General features: G+C 56.6%; 13 protein-coding genes and 1 pseudogene. 3 read left to right on the forward strand and 11 right to left on the reverse strand.

Annotation, left to right across the window (positions count from 1 at the left end; translation table 11 throughout):
* Nucleotides 1–490: 490 nt before the first annotated feature.
* The 7 genes and pseudogenes from P3T17_RS33035 to P3T17_RS33065 all read right to left on the reverse strand — a co-directional run bounded on the left by P3T17_RS33035 (nucleotide 491) and on the right by P3T17_RS33065 (nucleotide 10,552).
* Complete coding sequence (locus P3T17_RS33035) at nucleotides 491–1,540, reverse strand: ISNCY family transposase (RefSeq protein WP_429411022.1); 1,050 nt, start codon at nucleotides 1,538–1,540, stop codon at nucleotides 491–493.
* A gap of 729 nt (nucleotides 1,541–2,269) precedes the next feature.
* Nucleotides 2,270–2,725, reverse strand: a complete 456-nt coding sequence (locus tag P3T17_RS33040; RefSeq protein WP_429411024.1) for an antitoxin Xre/MbcA/ParS toxin-binding domain-containing protein — start codon at nucleotides 2,723–2,725, stop codon at nucleotides 2,270–2,272.
* Nucleotides 2,726–2,881: 156 nt separating this feature from the next.
* Nucleotides 2,882–3,442: an antitoxin Xre-like helix-turn-helix domain-containing protein gene (locus tag P3T17_RS33045; protein WP_429411026.1), complete on the reverse strand. Its 561-nt coding sequence runs from the start codon at nucleotides 3,440–3,442 to the stop codon at nucleotides 2,882–2,884.
* 324 nt (nucleotides 3,443–3,766) lie between these two features.
* A pseudogene (locus P3T17_RS33050) lies at nucleotides 3,767–6,435 on the reverse strand (TrlF family AAA-like ATPase).
* A gap of 201 nt (nucleotides 6,436–6,636) precedes the next feature.
* On the reverse strand, nucleotides 6,637–8,283 hold the full coding sequence (locus P3T17_RS33055) for a tetratricopeptide repeat protein (RefSeq protein ID WP_429411028.1): 1,647 nt from the start codon (nucleotides 8,281–8,283) through the stop codon (nucleotides 6,637–6,639).
* Between the two features lie 2 nt (nucleotides 8,284–8,285).
* Entirely contained in the window at nucleotides 8,286–9,383 is a 1,098-nt protein-coding gene (locus P3T17_RS33060; protein WP_429411030.1) for a protein kinase domain-containing protein, read from the reverse strand.
* 143 nt (nucleotides 9,384–9,526) lie between these two features.
* On the reverse strand, nucleotides 9,527–10,552 hold the full coding sequence (locus P3T17_RS33065; protein WP_429411058.1) for a DNA-binding protein: 1,026 nt from the start codon (nucleotides 10,550–10,552) through the stop codon (nucleotides 9,527–9,529).
* A gap of 144 nt (nucleotides 10,553–10,696) precedes the next feature.
* Between P3T17_RS33065 and P3T17_RS33070 the strand changes: the two genes are divergently transcribed.
* Both P3T17_RS33070 and P3T17_RS33075 read left to right on the forward strand, forming a co-directional pair.
* Entirely contained in the window at nucleotides 10,697–11,890 is a 1,194-nt protein-coding gene (locus tag P3T17_RS33070) for a tyrosine-type recombinase/integrase (protein WP_429411032.1), read from the forward strand.
* Between the two features lie 235 nt (nucleotides 11,891–12,125).
* Nucleotides 12,126–12,899: a hypothetical protein gene (locus P3T17_RS33075; RefSeq protein WP_429411034.1), complete on the forward strand. Its 774-nt coding sequence runs from the start codon at nucleotides 12,126–12,128 to the stop codon at nucleotides 12,897–12,899.
* Here the strand turns inward: P3T17_RS33075 and P3T17_RS33080 are convergent.
* The 3 genes from P3T17_RS33080 to P3T17_RS33090 all read right to left on the reverse strand — a co-directional run bounded on the left by P3T17_RS33080 (nucleotide 12,872) and on the right by P3T17_RS33090 (nucleotide 15,272).
* Nucleotides 12,872–13,504, reverse strand: coding sequence for a hypothetical protein (locus tag P3T17_RS33080; RefSeq protein ID WP_429411036.1), 633 nt, complete (start codon nucleotides 13,502–13,504; stop codon nucleotides 12,872–12,874). The genes P3T17_RS33075 and P3T17_RS33080 overlap by 28 nt on opposite strands.
* Nucleotides 13,501–14,223, reverse strand: a complete 723-nt coding sequence (locus P3T17_RS33085) for a hypothetical protein (RefSeq protein WP_429411038.1) — start codon at nucleotides 14,221–14,223, stop codon at nucleotides 13,501–13,503. Before P3T17_RS33085 ends, P3T17_RS33080 begins: the two co-directional genes overlap by 4 nt.
* A gap of 374 nt (nucleotides 14,224–14,597) precedes the next feature.
* On the reverse strand, nucleotides 14,598–15,272 hold the full coding sequence (locus P3T17_RS33090; RefSeq protein ID WP_429411040.1) for a hypothetical protein: 675 nt from the start codon (nucleotides 15,270–15,272) through the stop codon (nucleotides 14,598–14,600).
* A gap of 490 nt (nucleotides 15,273–15,762) precedes the next feature.
* On the opposite strand from P3T17_RS33090, the gene P3T17_RS33095 reads away from it, so the two are divergent.
* Entirely contained in the window at nucleotides 15,763–15,984 is a 222-nt protein-coding gene (locus tag P3T17_RS33095) for a hypothetical protein (protein ID WP_429411042.1), read from the forward strand.
* 612 nt (nucleotides 15,985–16,596) lie between these two features.
* On the opposite strand, the gene P3T17_RS33100 is transcribed toward P3T17_RS33095, so the two are convergent.
* A partial coding sequence (locus P3T17_RS33100; protein WP_429411044.1) for an electron transfer flavoprotein subunit alpha/FixB family protein occupies nucleotides 16,597–16,779 on the reverse strand: 183 nt, incomplete at its 5' end.

Raw genomic sequence — 16,779 nt, forward strand, 5'->3', positions numbered from 1 at the left:
GCCGGGCGACGGGAAAAGCGGGCGGGGAATGGGAACTCGGCGTCCCATCGTTTGCGTTAAAGCGGAATTGATCATCCTGGAACGGCGCCTGGCCGTCCGATGAAAGGAGCGGCCAAGCGCGAATCAGGGCACTCCTGCAATGCAGGGGAGTGCCATTGAAAGTGGTTGACAACTACAGCTAGGTGCGATTTTTCCTGCGATGCCGTTCCTGTGGGCACACAGAGTCAGTGCTATCGCACAGTCAGAACCGGCAACCAGCATGAACCGAAAAAATGCTCAGCTACGACATTTGAACTTTGCCCAGATACGACATTACAACTTTGCTCTTACAGACAATGTCGAGGCCAGATCGAGATGTCGCAGCGCTGGCCAAATAGAGATGTCGTACCTGAGACTGGGTTTGCCGTTGGGTTTGCCTCTGTCCTTGACGGTTTGACGCTCACGCAGCGTTGAAGGACCGCGCCAGAACGGGCAGGGCGCATCAGTCCATTCAGTGAGACCTGGCCGACCCCGGTCTGCGTCTGACAGCGGCCATGACCGGTTTGACTGGCGGTGCAACCATCGCCGTGAGCGCGGCATTCACATCCTCACGCGTGAACTCGCGCTGCTTCTTCGTGCCGGGTACGCATTGCTTCGCACGCACCGCAACACCGTGGTTGGTCCTCGAAGGCGAACCCGACGCGCGCCGGTCGTCACGCTGCGCCTGCAGCGCCTGCGCCACCTGCAGCGCGTGTCCGAGCCGCTTGTGCTCGATCACCTCACCGTGACCGATCACGGCGAGCCGGTCATAGGGGATGCAGGGAAGGGCAGCGCCATCCGCCCTGAGCTCGTACATCGCGCGCCCGAAGTGCGTCACGCCCTTGCCAGCGCGCTCTGCCTGCCGGTTGCAATGGAATGTGCTGGCCCTGTCGCTGTAGAACGCCACCGGCTTGCCGTAGCGCTCCAGATACCCGCGCGTCGCCTCGAAGTAGCTGAAGGTCGACTCGGTGGCCGTGAAGTGCAGCACCATCAGCCGGCTGGTGGCGTCGTCCACATACACCAGCAGCGTGCACGCCGGCGCCCGGTCCTCGAACCACCGGTGATCGCTGCCGTCGATCTGCGCCAGCTCGCCCAGACACGCGCGGCGCGCCCGCGGCTGGTAGATCTTCGGCGGGCGCTGCCGGCGTGGAACCCACAGCCTGGCATCGGTCATCAGGTGGCGAATGGTTTCCTTTGACAGCGTGATCCCGTGGCACTCGTGCAGCTTCTCGCAGGCCAGCGTTGGGCCAAAGTCCGCGTAGCGCTCCCGGATGATCGTCAGGGCCCGCACCGCCAGTCCTTCGTCCAGTTTCCGGTTGCCTGGCCGGTCGCGTCGACCCGAGCATAATCCGGCGGCGCCCGATGCCCGATAACGGCTTACCAGCCGCTCGACCTGACGCACGCTCAGCCCAAGCCGTTCCGCCGCGCGCCCGGGCTTCAGTCCCATCTCAACAATCGCCTGCGCCACCTTCAACCGGTCGAGTTCGCGCATGTTCAATGTCACCAGTTCGATTTGACGCATGCTGGGCTCCCGCCGTCCGACCGGAAGCATCCAGCATGGCACCTGCCGCAAAACACGACATCTGTATCTTGCTGAAACACGACATTCTCATATTGCTGCTACATACAAAAGTTCGATAATTTATATTATGTAAAATTAAATTTACCCAATATAGCCTCTGCGCACTCAGCTTCTTCGATGCCATGGACCCGCTCGCGCCCATACGGCAGTGCTCGGACGTAAAACTATGCTGTAAGGGGAAGCAATCGTTCGCACAAAAGTGAAAGCCGGCTGATATCGACACTTGCGTATGCCATTGCGTCAAATTCGGTCTTTCTTCGTGTTGCATTCCTTTTGCGCACGCATTTATTTCCGACCGGCGCCGACAGGTTTGGACGGACTGGTGAACGAAATTTTTCATGGCGAACTCGTCGACCACGACGCGGCGACTGGTCGGCGAGGAATGGTGACCGAGAGTGCCGATCCTGCTGTTTTGATCGCAGGCGGCGCGGCGATCGGTCGATCGATGGAGCGTTTTTTACCCGGGCGCTCAGCCGCTCGATGGCACGCATGTACCAGAGCGCGCTCGGAACGGGTCGTGAGACCGAGTCACTCGACATGTCGGCGGCGTGAGGCTTCCCTCGCCTCTTTCCATCTCGCATGAGACGGTTGAGCTTCTGTTCGAGAATTGGTGATCGCGTCAAATGACGTACGCCCAACATCGAAGCGATTGCGGCGGCCGAGTAATGATCAGGCGAAGTAACCTTCGTCGATCTGTGCGATCGACTCTTCGACTAGCCGGGCGCCGTGTTCCGAACCGAGGAATTCAAGCGCTGATCTCCCGCCGAAGCGCCGTTGAGCGCGTCGCAACCATCGGATCGCCTTTTCACGATTGCCAAAACACGTGGTCGTCAGCGCGAGAATCTTCGCAAGACGGATAGCCTTGTCCGACTCATCGATTGAAAGCCGTTCGTGACGCTGACGCCTGCGCGTTAGCATCCGCCCATGAATAATGAACGATAGCTCGCGCGCCTCCAGGCCAAAATTCGACAGTCGGTCGATCACGCAAGTCGGGACGCGTTCGCGCGCAAGTTTGGCAAGGTCCGAGTCCGAGTGAATCTGTTCATCGAGCAATTTTCCCAGAAGCTCAAACTCGGCTTCGCGAGGCTTGAAATTGCCGCTCGGTTTGAAGGATACGGTGGGCATGTCTGCTCGGTGGTGGCGATTCGTGCATTACTGAATTTACTATAGGCGCTTTCAGGACCATGTCGACGCCGCGACCGTAGATAATGGCTACCGCGCCGACAAGCTTTGATGCTCGAATCGCCTATTTCGCCTGGAAGAAATCAAGGCCCGGCGCGATCAAGCGTAGCTTCCGCTTTGCATCATCGCCAACGTCCACGACACAAGTCCCCGACCTTCGGCCGTATCCATGTATTCCGCCGGATGGTGTCCGCCTAAGGCAGGCACAGGCGTGTCGAGCCAGCCTGCGATCCACTGTGCGGCATCAAAGTCCGTCGGATCGCCGGACTCCTCGACCATGGCGAGGACCTGCCCGATCAGTCTAGCCATGCCAACGACGCGCTCCCCCTGGTCAGCCGACAACTTCTCGCCGAGCTTGGCTTTACGGTCGATTGTGGCTGCCGACAACCCCAGCGCCCGCCCCAAATCCTCTTTGCTGCGGCCCATCGACTTGGCAAGGACGATGAACACCTTTGGGCTTACGCCCGCCTTAATGAGCTTGATGCGTGCAGCCGGTTCTGTGCGATAGATCCCGAGGATCATTTCGTGGAAGTGATCGGTCTTGATGGCGCCCCCATAAAATTTCTCGAGCGAGTGCGACTTCGTACGAGTGGCAGACATCGCTTCTGCGGGCTTGGCAATATGCTTGCGCGACGCCTTGCCTTCCAAGGTCAATTGCACGGAAACCTCCATATCGAGGTTTAGTTTAGACCAACGGGGACGCCGCCTATAAAATGCAGAACCTACAGATCGGCGGTTCTCGAAGGTTCGGACTTTTCTGTCCGCTAGCTGCCCGAAGCACGGCCTCACCGAGCGATGAAACTGGATGGCACCAACTTGACGGCGATCACTGCAAGAACGCCGAGAAGGTCGGCCTTCCTTCCGCAAAGCTCTGGTGGTAACTTTGCTTATGTAAAATTTAGGATATCAAAATAATTTATGAAATTAGAACTGGATGATAGACAGCTGCAAAAAGGGTAGTTTTAGCGCCAGGGCGAGTACTGGCTAGTAGGCGAGCCCGTATTTCAGTTCACGCTGGCGGAACGCAGTCTCCCCTCCTTCAAGTATCACGCAGATCTTGTCGCGCATATGGGGTTCTTCGATCGCTCCAGTCTCATAGCGTAGAACCTCCCCTTCGTTGTGAGCGATGACAATCTGCTCCGCATCGGCGTTGACGACTAGGTTTGCGTTATGCGTGGCGATAATCACCTGGCGGTATTTCTTTATTTTACGGAAGATCGGGATCAGATCATTCACGATAAACTCATTGTCAAGGTCATCTTCCGGTTGGTCAAATATAAATGGGCTTCCAAATGGATCCGTGGCCAGCTTCATGCACAAAAAGAAAGTTCCGCGCTGCCCGACGGATAGCGTCTTTGGCGTTTTTCCACGGTAGGTTAGCCCCGCGCGAACGGACAGATATTTTCGTTGATACGACGGCTTGAACAGATAGTCCATGAAGTTCAACGCATCGCTGGCGGATACGTACTCGGTGTCCCTGACAAGACGGTCTATGGATATTTTCGAGTCGTCGTCCGCAAGTACAACGGCAACTCCTGAGATGAGCGCTTTGAAAGTATCCAAAGAGTCGACCGATAACTTCGCGATCATTTTGTCACGTTTCGAGACGCCCGCCGCAGCCCGGAATTTGCGCATGTTCAGATACGGCTCCATGCCTGAGTAGAAAGCCTCTACGTCGAAGTGAATCGCACCCTTGATATCGACGCCCTCAAGCAACTCATTTACGAGTTGCACCTGCTCCACCTTCCATCCTTTCTGTCCCTCTTTCAGAAGCTGGAAAGCAGAGTCGATATTGGTCGCGTCGATCGCAACGTCCTGAAAGTGCACTTCCATCAAGTTCTCACGAAGTTTGTTCAGCGACTCGGCACGTGCTTTTTTTTCCTTGTAACGTTCGATCCGGTCATTCGCACGGGCCACCTCCCGCTGGTAGCCCTCCACCTTGTCGAGTAGCCCCTTCGGATCCTGCTCGATTCCCTGCTCGCGCAACTTATCGAGGAGTTCTGCAGACGCCACATCCAGTTTTTCTGTGTAGACGTTAATGGCGACAACGAATTGCTCTAGGGCGTCGACCTGCGGCGTGATGTCAATCGCCGGGATCCGTTTTTCGCGAGGTTCCAGTTGGACATTTAATGTGGCTATCTCGTCGGAAAGTTCACCAACAGCGGTCGCTAACCTATTGCGAAAAGCAGTGAGCCGATTTTTCAATAGTTGGGCTTCGCCTGCCACCTTTCGGTTGCCGTTATATTCGGTGACAAGAAGCTTGTTCTTTTCATTAGTCAGCGTGTTCACCCGCTCTTCATTGAGACGTTTGACTTGGTCGTTGTATCGCGGTGTATTTATCTTGTTGCCCTCCTCGTCTTCCTCTTGGAACCAGGCGAACATCTCTTCCTTCTCGCGTAAAAGGGCCGAGACCTCTTCTTCGACGTCCACTATCGGATCGTTACGCGCGATCGGCAGAAGTGACTTGATCTCCTGACTCAGTCTGTTCGGATCAAGGGCAATCGTTTGCAACTCTTTCTGGCGGACATGAAGATAATCGGGACCGACCGGGCCCTCACGAGTGATCCCTATGCACCCGCCATCATTCTGCTTCGTGAAATCTAGCGTGAATACCGGTGGCTGGTATTCCAACGAAGCGGTTGCTCGGAAACGTTCAGGCTGCAACAACCCAAGCACGGAGTCTAAAAGCACGCTTTTTCCCGCGCCTCGACCGCCTATGATGGCAACAAGGTCTCGGTTGATCCCAATGGAGGAGCTGTGGAACTCAAGCGGCTGGCCTGCTAGCAATGGCCCTTCGATATGCAGGCCGCTGAAGAACGGCTTCGGATACAGATGCTCCGGGTTATCCACATCGAGACTGATCCGCTCAGTCGGTTCGTAAACGAGTTGCCGCAGTCCGCCGAAAGTGGCCTTCGCCTTGATCCAACTATGGTTGGTGCCGATCTCGGCTATCCGATGGGCGTCACTTCCCTGCAGGACGGGCTTTGCGACCGCGCCAGCATATCGGTGGACATTGGCGAAGAAGGCGCGCTCGCTGGTGCCACCGAACATCATGGCGCAACCTTTGTCCAGTTCGGTTGCAATCTTTTCGCCACGGCCTTCGCCGCGTTGAGGCCGGAACGACCCGTATCCAACCGGGCAGCCGACTAGTACATATTGGTCCCGTTTGAACTGCGCCTGTAGCCAATCCCGCAGATCCCGGTATTCAACCGTTATATTGGCTATCGTCAGTCCCGCGGCGGAAATATCCCGTGGTGTGCAATACACCGGCCGCTCGCCATCAGGGTCCTGCGTGTTGATCAACTTGAGTCGGGATACCCGCTGATTGATTTCCGCCGTCCCCAGCGTGGGGTCAAAGAGGACATGCGCGTTGATCGCTTCTCCATCCTTGTTCGGCTGCGTTAGCCGGAACTCCAGATTGCCGATTACGGCTACATGTGCCCCCGCGTCCTTGATCGCTTTCTCGCTACGCTCTAGCTCTTCTTCAGAAAAAAGAAGTAATTTGTTATTCCGATAACCACAAGCCCGCTTGCAGCCACTGCGCGTGCGAAATTGGGCCAATCTCCGTTATATTCGTTAGCAAGGTGCGTGTCAGGTGAGTGAACGTGCAAGTCCCATTTCCCCCAAGTGGATCCTCGGTCGGTCATAGCCATTTCGCCCTCTCTTTCTCTCGATTCTTTTCGTATCCAAAGACATTCGCGTTCCAACGGGTTGGGACGGTGGATCGCGACTGCATCTTTCTCATTTTCCTAGCGTTTAGTATCAGAACAGCTGCCTTAGTAAGTACCCGTTTTCATCCCGCAAGATGCTTAGCGACAAATTCTATCCAACCACTCATTCGGACACCCGTTTTCTCAGCGCGGTTTGTAGCCTTTCGGCAAAATGATCGTGGCCTTTCCAGATTGGATTTTGAACTGCGGTTGTCGATGGCCTGAAGGCTCTTCACCGATCCGTGGCAAGCTGAATGACGGCGAAAGAATCTCTTTTCTTCGGTCGGGATATCGCGCAAGCAGCTCGAGCTTGCTTAGATAAAACTTCAATCCCGGACTTTTGACTCGATTTAACGCATTGCGGACGTCATCTAGTACCACCGGAAAGTCAACGCTTCCGCTAAGAAATGCTTCTCTCGCATGGAAGATTTTTGTGGTCGCTTCCTGAATCGAATCATTGGCGGCAGCTGCTAGGGTTGCCGCCGTCCGGTAAGCAACTGCACCCGCCTCAAGCCGACCAACGCGATAGTTAGCGAGTCCGATGTTCGCGTATGCATGTGCCGAGAAGTGTTTATCTCTTGCAAGATGAAGCAGCCTCTTATAAATTGGCGCCACGCGGTCGTCGTCCAAACCTTCTCCCGGAATGTCTCCCGGGCTAAGCAATGCGGACAGCTCGGCAAACATCAGGTTCAACTGTAGCGTGCGGTCATCAGGATTCGCTCTCAGGCCACGTTTAGCCGCCTCTTGAACAACAAGCGTGTGATCTAGTAGAGATCCTACATATGACAACATCGTTGCCGGCCGCGTCGAATATGGCTCTTCTTTCCACCAGGCACGCGCATATGCCATCGCATCGGCCATGTCTCCACGATAGTAGGCGCTCCAGAAGCGTGCTTCAAATGCCCGCCTACCTTCAGCAATCGTTTCGTCATCGGTTAGAGTAGTACGCAACGTTCGTTCAGCCCACTTAACTTGCGCGAGAGCATTATCGGACGGAGCGATCAGTGCGGCCCGGAAATTTCGTTTGGCTTTCTTGCTGTTCCCACCAGCCAACTCGAGTGTACCGACAGCACATGCCAACTCGGACAGGTGTTGCGGTGGAAGATTTCCTTTTAGCAGAGATCCGGCATTGCTCCAGTAACGTGGGGCTCGCTCCGCCGTCTGTGCAAGAGCGATCTCGGCCGAGAGCAGCCACGGATCCTGCTTCGCATCCGGATGACCAGCGATGAGTGCGTGCGCCTCGTCCTTTCTTCCTGCATGCACCATGAAACGGGCTGCCATCCTGTGGACCCATCTATCGCCCGAAGAACAAGCCACCGCAATCATTATCGCTTTCTCTGCCGCGTCAAGCTTTCCGATTGCACAGTACTCGCGGGCGATGTCGACCTGCAGAACTGGATTGCGAGGTTCAAGGCGCAGCTGCCGTCGCAGTTCTGATATGGCGGTCGATGCCATCTCGGAGGACTCAGGCTTTCCTTGCAACACGGTTCGAGCAACTCGCAGTAGCGACAATGGAGCAATGTCAGTGCGGGCGTCGATATATCTAGCAGCACTTCGAGCGGCCTCAATGTTCTCGGACAATACCGCACTGTTTAGTACATCGGCGGCCGTCCCGATTGACGGTTGCAAATCGAAATCTGCAATCCGCGTTGCCAGGTCCGTCACGTTAGGTTCGATGCGACGCAACCGGCGCAATTTTAGAGGTTGCACTTCGCTGCTCTGCGCCGCGTAACGCGAGTTCTTCCACAGCGGTAGAACACGCCGTTCGGATTTCTCAGTAAAGCTACCCATGACTAATGCCTTACTCGTAGAGCTGCTCGTTTTGCTAAGCGGTCAAAATGCGAAACGAATCGATCCATTCCAATGGGACTCTTCGTCTGTGCTCTTGCATCAGGCGCTCCACGCGAACGATAATCAGGATGACACATCTGCCTGAGCAGACTAACAAGATCAGTTCGAGCCCATTCCGGAAACTGCGGTCCGATCTCATCGAGCACCTGTGTAAATGCGGCAACAATATGCGGCAGCACTTCGTGGTACCGCCCGCGCCAAACTTCCGGGCGAAGCTGCTCAGGAATCCGTTGATCCAACAGGGCATTGACAGACATCCCGGTGAACAGGAAACACATAAGCGAACCCAGGTGATACAGATCAGATGCCTCGCGCCGGTCCACCCAACTGCTCGGCGTTTCACCGTAACGCAGTTCGGGTGGCGCGTAGCGTTTATCGCCTGGAATGTGCAGGTTGTCGTGCGGCGCGACATGCCCATCGCGCGACGCCCGCCCCAAATCAGCGATTTTTGCACCTTCTTTGGAGAACACAAGTACGTTCGCGGGTTTAAGATCCTGATGTGCAATACGATGCGTGTGCAGTTGTAGCAGTCCAGTGGCAACTTCGTGCAAGTGTCTGAACCGCCACGAATCCTCTACGTCGTTGGTCTTGCCAACAAATTTGCGGATATCGCCTTCGGCAAGCTCAAACAGCAGATACGGTACAGGGAAAGGCGACGCCGCCACGGTTCCGGCGAGTGGAGATGCAAAGCCAGTTTCGATCGCGCGAACGATACGATCTAACTTGCTCGCCGAACAAAACTTCAGCAATGCATCTTCCGCATTGAATGCGCTGGTCAGTTGCTGCAACGCGAGCATCATTTTCGACGGGTCGTTACCTGCCCCGTTCATTTGCATTACGGCGCCAATATCGAACGCTTTTAGAAACGCCCTATCGCTACCTTTTTCTGCGAGGTAGCCGACACTGAAAAATCCTGGAGTGTGGCGGTCATCGTCATTCGTGAGTTGCTTTGTCAACTTCCAACCATTCTGCAGCGTCACCCCTGTCAGCATGCGCGCCGGCTGAATGGCGGCGGCCGGTGGCTGAAGTTCATTCCCCATTGTGCGTTTTCTCTCTATGTGGTTATTCTTACTCGCACCCAAAAACCGGATTGACGAGGCCCTCAAACATTACCTTATTTTGCCCACTATGTTGCGCAAAATGGGCCACGGCTCGAAGGCCGTGTGGGAGGATGGGCGCAAGATCAGCGCGCCACTCGCTTCCTCATCGAAACTTTGGGCGCTGCGCGAGCAGTGCTACGGATCTCGCCAGACGATCTCGGGCGCTTCTGTGTCGACGTCTGATTCAGCTTTGCGGTCGCCAACTGCAGTCTCAATCTGTCGAGTTCGTTGGCATGGGCGGCATTCGAGCTACGAAGCGCTTCCAGATTCCCCTGCACGACGCCGGCATGATGACGCACGTCCCCAAGCTGGATCTGCAGCGCCTGGATTTCCTCCCGATGCCGAGTGTCGCCCTGTTCCGCCTTGCTCGTGGCTGCGTCCAGTTCCTTCTGAAGGCGTGCGCTGGCAGTCCGCTCACGCTCGATCTCGAGCAGCGCACGTTTCTCGGCCGCCCGCAATCGCTCTTCGGCCAGGCCGGCGCTGTCCCGAAGCTTTTCTAGCTCGCCCGAAAAATCCGCCCTCGCCTGCGCCAGTGCCTGGTCGCGCGCACCGATCTCATGCTGCTGTCGTGCAATTTCCGCCTCGAGCGCCTGGCGCGTCGCGACGCCCGCGGCCTGCGCCTGTTCCAGTTCCTGGATACGCACCTGCGCGGCGAGCAGAGCCGCGGTGCGCTGCTCGAGTGCGGTTTCGGTCCGGGCCAGATTGGCCTGCAGTGAATTGACTGCGTCTTGCGCGGCCGCCCTTTCCGCCTCGACCTCAACCCGCAGCGCCTCCAGTGCCGCCTGCGCCGATGCGGTCGAGCGCGTCCACAGCGTCGCGACCAGTTCGCCGGCGACGGCCTGCAGGTCCACTGGCAGGTCCGGGTGTTCGATCCGCACCCGGCTCTTTTCGCGCAGTTCGGCCCAGAACTCACTGAGCACCTGAGTGGGCGTGCTCATGCTGCCGCGCCTGACCAGCTGGTAGAGCCGGTTCGCGGTCGGCGTCATGCCGAAGCGGAAGAACAGCAGCGCGCAGACCTCGCGATACAGCTCGCGGGTCTTCGGAAACGCCACCTTCAGCCGCTCGATCTCGGCGGCGAGGCGCGCTTCGTCAGGAAGAACGTCGGACATGGGAGCGGTTTTGGTAAAATTCCGTAAATAATATAACGTAAACCGCTCAATATCCAATCATAGTCGGCCAATATTTTGACATTATGGCTATAATGTTGAAAATACCTTGTCGATCGTCGCCTCCCGTTAAGTCTCACCTTTCCGATGCCCGAATCCGCTGTCCTCACCCTAGCCATCGTGCCCGCGCCGCTTGACACGCTGATCATCCCTGCCGCACTCGACGGGCGCGACGGCACGAACCGGACCACTGGCCGCCAGGCGCAGATTGCGGCAACGAACGACCTCGAAGCGCTCCGCGCGTGGCTCGCGCGCTTCGCCGACACGAAAACCACGTTCGAGAACTATCGCAAGGAAGCCGAACGGTTGCTGCTCTGGTCGATCGTCCAGTTGGGCAAACCGCTCTCCTCGCTCACCCACGAGGACCTGTTGGCCTACCAGCACTTCCTCGCCGATCCACACCCGCCAGCCATCTGGGTCGCCGGGGGCGGCCGGAAACATCCGCGCAGCGACGCCCGGTGGCGCCCGTTCTACGGGCCGCTCTCCCCCGCCAGCCAGCGTCAGGCGATGGTGATCCTGAACGTGATGTTCGCGTGGCTGGTTCAGGCCGGCTACGTTGCCGGCAATCCGCTTTCACTGTCACGCCAGCGGGCCCGCAAGACCCCACCGCGGATTACCCGCTATCTCGATCCGGGGCTGTGGCAGGAGGTCAAGGTTTACATTGAATCGATGCCGCGCGAAACGACGCGCGAACGCTTTCATTACTGCCGTGTGCGATGGCTCTTTACGCTGCTCTATCTGGGGGGATTGCGCATCACCGAGGTCAGCGACAACACAATGGGCCGGTTTTTCAGCAGGCGTGACGCAGCCGGGTGCGACCGATGGTGGCTTGAGGTGGCCGGAAAGGGCGACCGCGAGCGTCTGGTGCCAGCCACCGCGGAGATGATGACGGAACTCACGCGTTACCGTCTCGCGCATGAGCTATCTGCCCTCCCTCTGTCTGGCGAAGCTACGCCCCTCGTTCTGGCAGTAGGCGAGGCGCGTAAGCCCCTGACTCGCGCCGCACTTCACAAGATCGTCAAGGATGTCTTCGCGGGCGCAGCGAGCGGTCTACGTGCATGTAGCGGTTCCAGTGAGGGACGTGCCCTCCGCCTTGAACAGGCGTCAGCTCACTGGCTTCGACACAGCGCGGGTTCCCATATGGCCGATCAGCAGGTGGATCTCCGGCTGGTGCGCGACAATCTGGGCCACGCCTCCCTCACAACGACAAGTCAGTACCTCCATGTCGACGATGATCGGCGCCACCGAGAAACAGAGGAGAAACATCAAATTAAATGGTGAATGAGTGAACCCGCAACGGACATCCGATCTACATCTTTAGACGCTGGTGCATCACAAATTCGCTCCGCCGTTGCACGACAGGCGCGATACGACTGCCTCTTGACGACCCACAACGGAAGTTGCCTCGTGCGTCGCGACTAGCGGAAATGCGGGCAAGAGCGGACATTGCTGAAGCTGCGTTGCATCCAAGTTAGGGCGTCGAGGATACATTGGCCAAATTGCATAGGAGACCAGGATGGGGAAGCTTCAACTCGAGCACCTTGAAATCTCTCACCATGTTTGGAATGCCGAGCCGGAAGAGACACGCTACGCTGTGCTCCTCCTCGGACATATCTTCAACGAAGTGATGACCCTACAGAAGTTGGCGATAGTCTCTATTCCGCATCCGAGCGATCCCGAAACACCGGAAAAAATAGGCCGAGTCTCGCGAGCGCTGTTCCTGAGCCGTATGCTTAGCGGCAAGGTTCATGAGGCGAAAGAGCGAATCAATAAGCCAGAAATAAACACCTTCCTGCGCGAACGATGCTATCCCCACATGCCGGACGGTAAAGGTGAGAGGCTAAAGCGCACGTTCAACAAGATGATAGGCGATTGCAAATGGCTGGCGGCAGCGCGAAATGAGCATGCTATGCATTATCCAAGTCTCATCGATTTGCGACCAGCAATGGAGCAAATGAAGGCATCAAGCACCAGTTACGTTTTCTACAGGAATCGCGTGGCAGGGAACTACCTTTATCAGACATCCGCCGAAGTCGCTATCCATGCCTATCACATGGAGTCTGAGGACGAGTGGGCTGAAGCGGTACGAAAGATGACGGACACAGTCAACGCGCTTTCGGCTGCTCTGGTTGAATTCATCGTTGAGAATCTAAACGCCTATCTTGGAAACTTGTATCGTATGCACAAAGACACGCAAGCGAAGATAGAAGAAGCCGCGCCATTTGACGTTCCACCGATCCGCGGATTCGATCTGCCGTACTTCTACACCACAGACGACCCGTCCACTTGATCATCCGGAGCATCCGCAGGTGGAACCGTGGCCTTGACTACGACAGAAAACGCCGTGATTTCACCCCAGTCTGGAAATTGATCTCCCTGCTGCATCCACACGTGGCGTGCAGCATTGTGCATATCAAGCAGGAACCGATGGTATCGTTTGAAGAAGTCCGAAAGACTTAACGTATAGCGTTGATGCTTGGCGTGACCGTTCGATGTATTACGAGCGATGCGAAACGCCTTCGCGAACTCAATCAGCACCGGAAGAGGTTTGAACGGGCGCGCGTTAAACGCTCGTTGATTGTAAGCCTGTCGCCTGACTCGTATCGCACGGTCTGCATGCGAAGCGATCAGCCGGTCGGCCTCATCACCCTTTGGTTGGAACGAAGTGCTTTGCAATTCTCGTTGCGCGCACGCCATGTTGAATTCGTACAGGTGGTGAATGAACCGGGCATAGGCGTTATAGATCGCATAAGATAGCCGTCGATCCTCTCCCGCTGTCATCATCGCCTCCCGCAAGCGTGCGAACTCATGAAGAGCATCGTCGCACCAGAGATATTCGTGGCTGATAGTCGCGCATAAAGCGCGATCAGTTTCATCGTCTAATCTGGCGGTCATACGCCGACATCCTCCGGACGGAACGGACCTTTGTAGCTTGGATGCCCATGCGTACATTCGCCACGCGCCCCTTCCCAAAAGTATTTTGCATATGTGCCGTACACGCCCACCGTATCGGCGGTATCAAGGGCTGTTGCCTTAATTACATGTAACAGGCATTCAACGATGGAGCGCGTATCACTGTAGAACTGTTCGATTTCGTCCAGCGTGGCGTCTCGTTGCGGCTTGACTGGAAGCGTTTGCCGGTGAGCTAGCGTGGTATTGCGCAGTGTCAATAGATGCTTCATGACATGTGCCGAGTCGCCACACTTCTGATACTTGTCGAAGAGTTGACCAACTCTGTCGATCTTCTCTCGATAGTTACCCTCCAGATGTTCGACAAGGAACCGTTGGAAGCCTCCCTGCGTTGCCTCCGCTCTCATTTGAATCAGCGCTGCGACGAACTCGGGATCGCGTAGGCATCGGAAAATCCGTTTCAAACTGACGGCCTTTTCTTCATCATCCCAGATACGCATGAGCGCCATCAGCATCTCACGGCGCAATGCCCACTGAATGACTTTGAAGGTTCCCGTAGCGTATGACGTGCCCATGCGCTCATGCAGCGCCTCATCATAGGCTGTTGGGCGCCACGTCTCGTGCGCCGCGATGGCGGTTTGCATTTCTTCTGAGGCGAAATCAACTTGCGCGGCAATCTCTTCGATGCTTTTCGCGTAGTTCATGTACTCAGCCGGTCGTTGAACTGACGCCATGATATGTCACGCAAAGCGACCTAACCATGATGCCCCTGTTATTGACAGAGACTCGGGACTTATAGGCTGTTATGGTATCGCTTTGCCCGGGAGGCACGATAATCAATTGTCGGATACCGACGGATTCTGCGAGATGCGGCTAACACGAACCGGGGGGACAGGTACGTCGATCTGGTAGCGGTGGCGCAGAAAAAGACAAATGGTTAGCAAGCGCCAGCCTGCTAACCATTACCCATGCCGGTCGGAGCGATAGGATTCGAGCCTACGATGGATGGGTGGTTAGCCGCTCATTAGCAGTCGTTCGACGACAGTGCGTGAGAGACCGTTCATGGCCGGACTCCGTCTCACGCGCGTCCCGAATGTCTTCCCATGACTTCCCGGCCCGCGACAATCAAAGGAACAGAGAGGTCCGCGTTGTCTACGACGACGGTCGCCAGACTTTCGGGCCGGCACTCATTCAGATAAAGCTTCTGTCCGTCGACATATCGACGGTTCGACTCGGCCGCGGGATCGGGCGATCCCCAACCGGGGCCTCGACTCGCACCTCGTGGAACGGAGACAGAAAACGGGACGGTAAGGAACAGTGAAAAATCCCAGACCGCTCGCAATTCTGGTCGGTGCAGGAACATCCCATCGAAAATCAGGATGCTATTAGGCAGCGCGAGTTCCTCGGCAGCAAACACAACCTTTTCCGCACCTACATCGAACGCGGCGCGTTGAAATATGCCAGATCCGCCAGATCCGAGCGGCGCCAACGATTTTTTGTATAGTTCAGGGTAGTTGTAGGTGTCGTGGTAGTAGCCCTCAGGAGAACTTCTTCCGCGCCGGTAGCGGAGCTCGCGAGGATTATGGAAATGGTCAGCCGAAGCACGGATAACCGGTCGTCCGCGTGATTGCACAAGAGTAGCAAGCTCATCTGCAAAGAAAGTCTTGCCGGCACCATCTACTCCGTCAATCGCAACTCGAAGCGTTGCAACGCTCCGAATTGTTGCAACGATGTCGGCAAGACTCTCAAGCAAGGCGATACGCGTATTAGCTTTGAATATCGAGCGTGGAAGATTCAGGTCCAGTCAGTGTCATATCACGTCCACAACGGCCGATCATTCGTGGAGTGCCGGCGATCTCGACTTACGTCTCGAACGTCTGAAAGTGGGCCGAAGCTCGTCCGATGCAATTGGCATACGTCGCCTGAAACTTACGGGCCGGTGATCGACAGTACGCGAGAGCGATCGGTGGCTTGTGGCCGACCTGCAGCCTGACGGCGATGGGCCACAAGCTACCCGCGACAGCCACCCGTACTCCAGGATCGACTACCCGGAACTCGCGCTAAAGGACGCAGCCAACAGAATCGCCGATTGTGTCGAGGCTTACAGGTTCGCACGAAGCATCGATTCCCAATTTTTCCCCGAGCCGCGGCGTCGCCAATGGGCATATTTCCGTTAGGCAATCCTGGCTCATAATGAAGATTCAATACAAACCGGTGTTACTCATGCGGACGGAGATTGGTCTATGGACAATTCGCAGGCAAAATCGGCCGCCGAGCGTTATGAGGCATGCAGGATCATTGATGAAGGATGTTCTCGTGCTATGGCCACGTGCGTCGACATGATCGACGCAGTTTCTGCCATCGGCGTAAGAAACGAGCTGCACGCTGTTCGCGATGCGTTGCAGCGGCTCCACGCTGCCGCTGCAGCCGCCCACGACGACGCGGCCAGGACCAAAATGAATTGATCGGCTACGGCGTCTTGTCGGCCGGTCTGCCACCGCGGAGGACCAACTGCGCGAGTCGACCGTCCCGCCGCCGGACTTTTGAATGACCGTTAGCCGAAAGTCTTCGGTCATTCGATTGCTCTAGCCGGATGTCCCTTGATGGCCGGCTGCTGTCTCATGCGTCCGAGCATATACGGCGCATACTTCGCGATGCTACGACCGACAGCACGCGACCCGCAACGGTCTTCCATCAATTCGGATCCGCCGGCTGCTTGAACTTGCTGAGCGGACGCTCGTCGCTGGGCAATAGGCGTCAAGCACGGTATTGGATCAAGCAAGGCGTGAGCGTCGCGTTGGCCGCCGAGATAATTCTTGCGAGGCTTTCCTCGCTATCCGAATAGCATTGTCGAAGCTGTTGTCCGTGGCAACGTGTCGGTTATCGACGCTCACCAGCCAATTGTCACCGCTGCAACACCAGCGAATTCGCCTCTCTTCAAGGAGCAGAGCGAACCATCGCCAAATGGAAGCATCTTCGGCGTTAGCGACCACGGCCGCCACCGCCCTAATGTGCCTCATATCGTTTAGATTGCTCACCTGTCACCTCGTCGGACCTTGATCATCCTCGCAGCACAATCAAGACAGCATGGCCTCGAACTCCGGCACGACCGTGAACAGATCGCCCACCAGACCGTAGTCGGCGACGCTGAAAATCGGCGCTTCCGGGTCCTTGTTGATCGCCACGATGACCTTCGAGTCCTTCATGCCGGCCAGATGCTGGATCGCACCCGAGATGCCCACCGCGACGTACAGTTGCGG

Origin of the sequence: Paraburkholderia sp. GAS82 (assembly GCF_050436285.1) — a bacterium.
In the GTDB taxonomy this organism is placed as follows: Bacteria; Pseudomonadota; Gammaproteobacteria; order Burkholderiales; family Burkholderiaceae; genus Paraburkholderia; species Paraburkholderia phenazinium_B.

Bases quoted from the DNA above. Each gene is read 5' to 3' on its own strand.
- P3T17_RS33035 (WP_429411022.1), bottom strand. From the start codon at position 1,540: ATGCGTCAAATCGAACTGGTGACATTGAACATGCGCGAACTCGACCGG.
- P3T17_RS33040 (WP_429411024.1), bottom strand. From the start codon at position 2,725: ATGCCCACCGTATCCTTCAAACCGAGCGGCAATTTCAAGCCTCGCGAA.
- P3T17_RS33055 (WP_429411028.1), bottom strand. From the start codon at position 8,283: ATGGGTAGCTTTACTGAGAAATCCGAACGGCGTGTTCTACCGCTGTGG.
- P3T17_RS33060 (WP_429411030.1), bottom strand. From the start codon at position 9,383: ATGGGGAATGAACTTCAGCCACCGGCCGCCGCCATTCAGCCGGCGCGC.
- P3T17_RS33065 (WP_429411058.1), bottom strand. From the start codon at position 10,552: ATGTCCGACGTTCTTCCTGACGAAGCGCGCCTCGCCGCCGAGATCGAG.
- P3T17_RS33070 (WP_429411032.1), top strand. From the start codon at position 10,697: ATGCCCGAATCCGCTGTCCTCACCCTAGCCATCGTGCCCGCGCCGCTT.
- P3T17_RS33075 (WP_429411034.1), top strand. From the start codon at position 12,126: ATGGGGAAGCTTCAACTCGAGCACCTTGAAATCTCTCACCATGTTTGG.
- P3T17_RS33080 (WP_429411036.1), bottom strand. From the start codon at position 13,504: ATGACCGCCAGATTAGACGATGAAACTGATCGCGCTTTATGCGCGACT.
- P3T17_RS33085 (WP_429411038.1), bottom strand. From the start codon at position 14,223: ATGAACTACGCGAAAAGCATCGAAGAGATTGCCGCGCAAGTTGATTTC.
- P3T17_RS33095 (WP_429411042.1), top strand. From the start codon at position 15,763: ATGGACAATTCGCAGGCAAAATCGGCCGCCGAGCGTTATGAGGCATGC.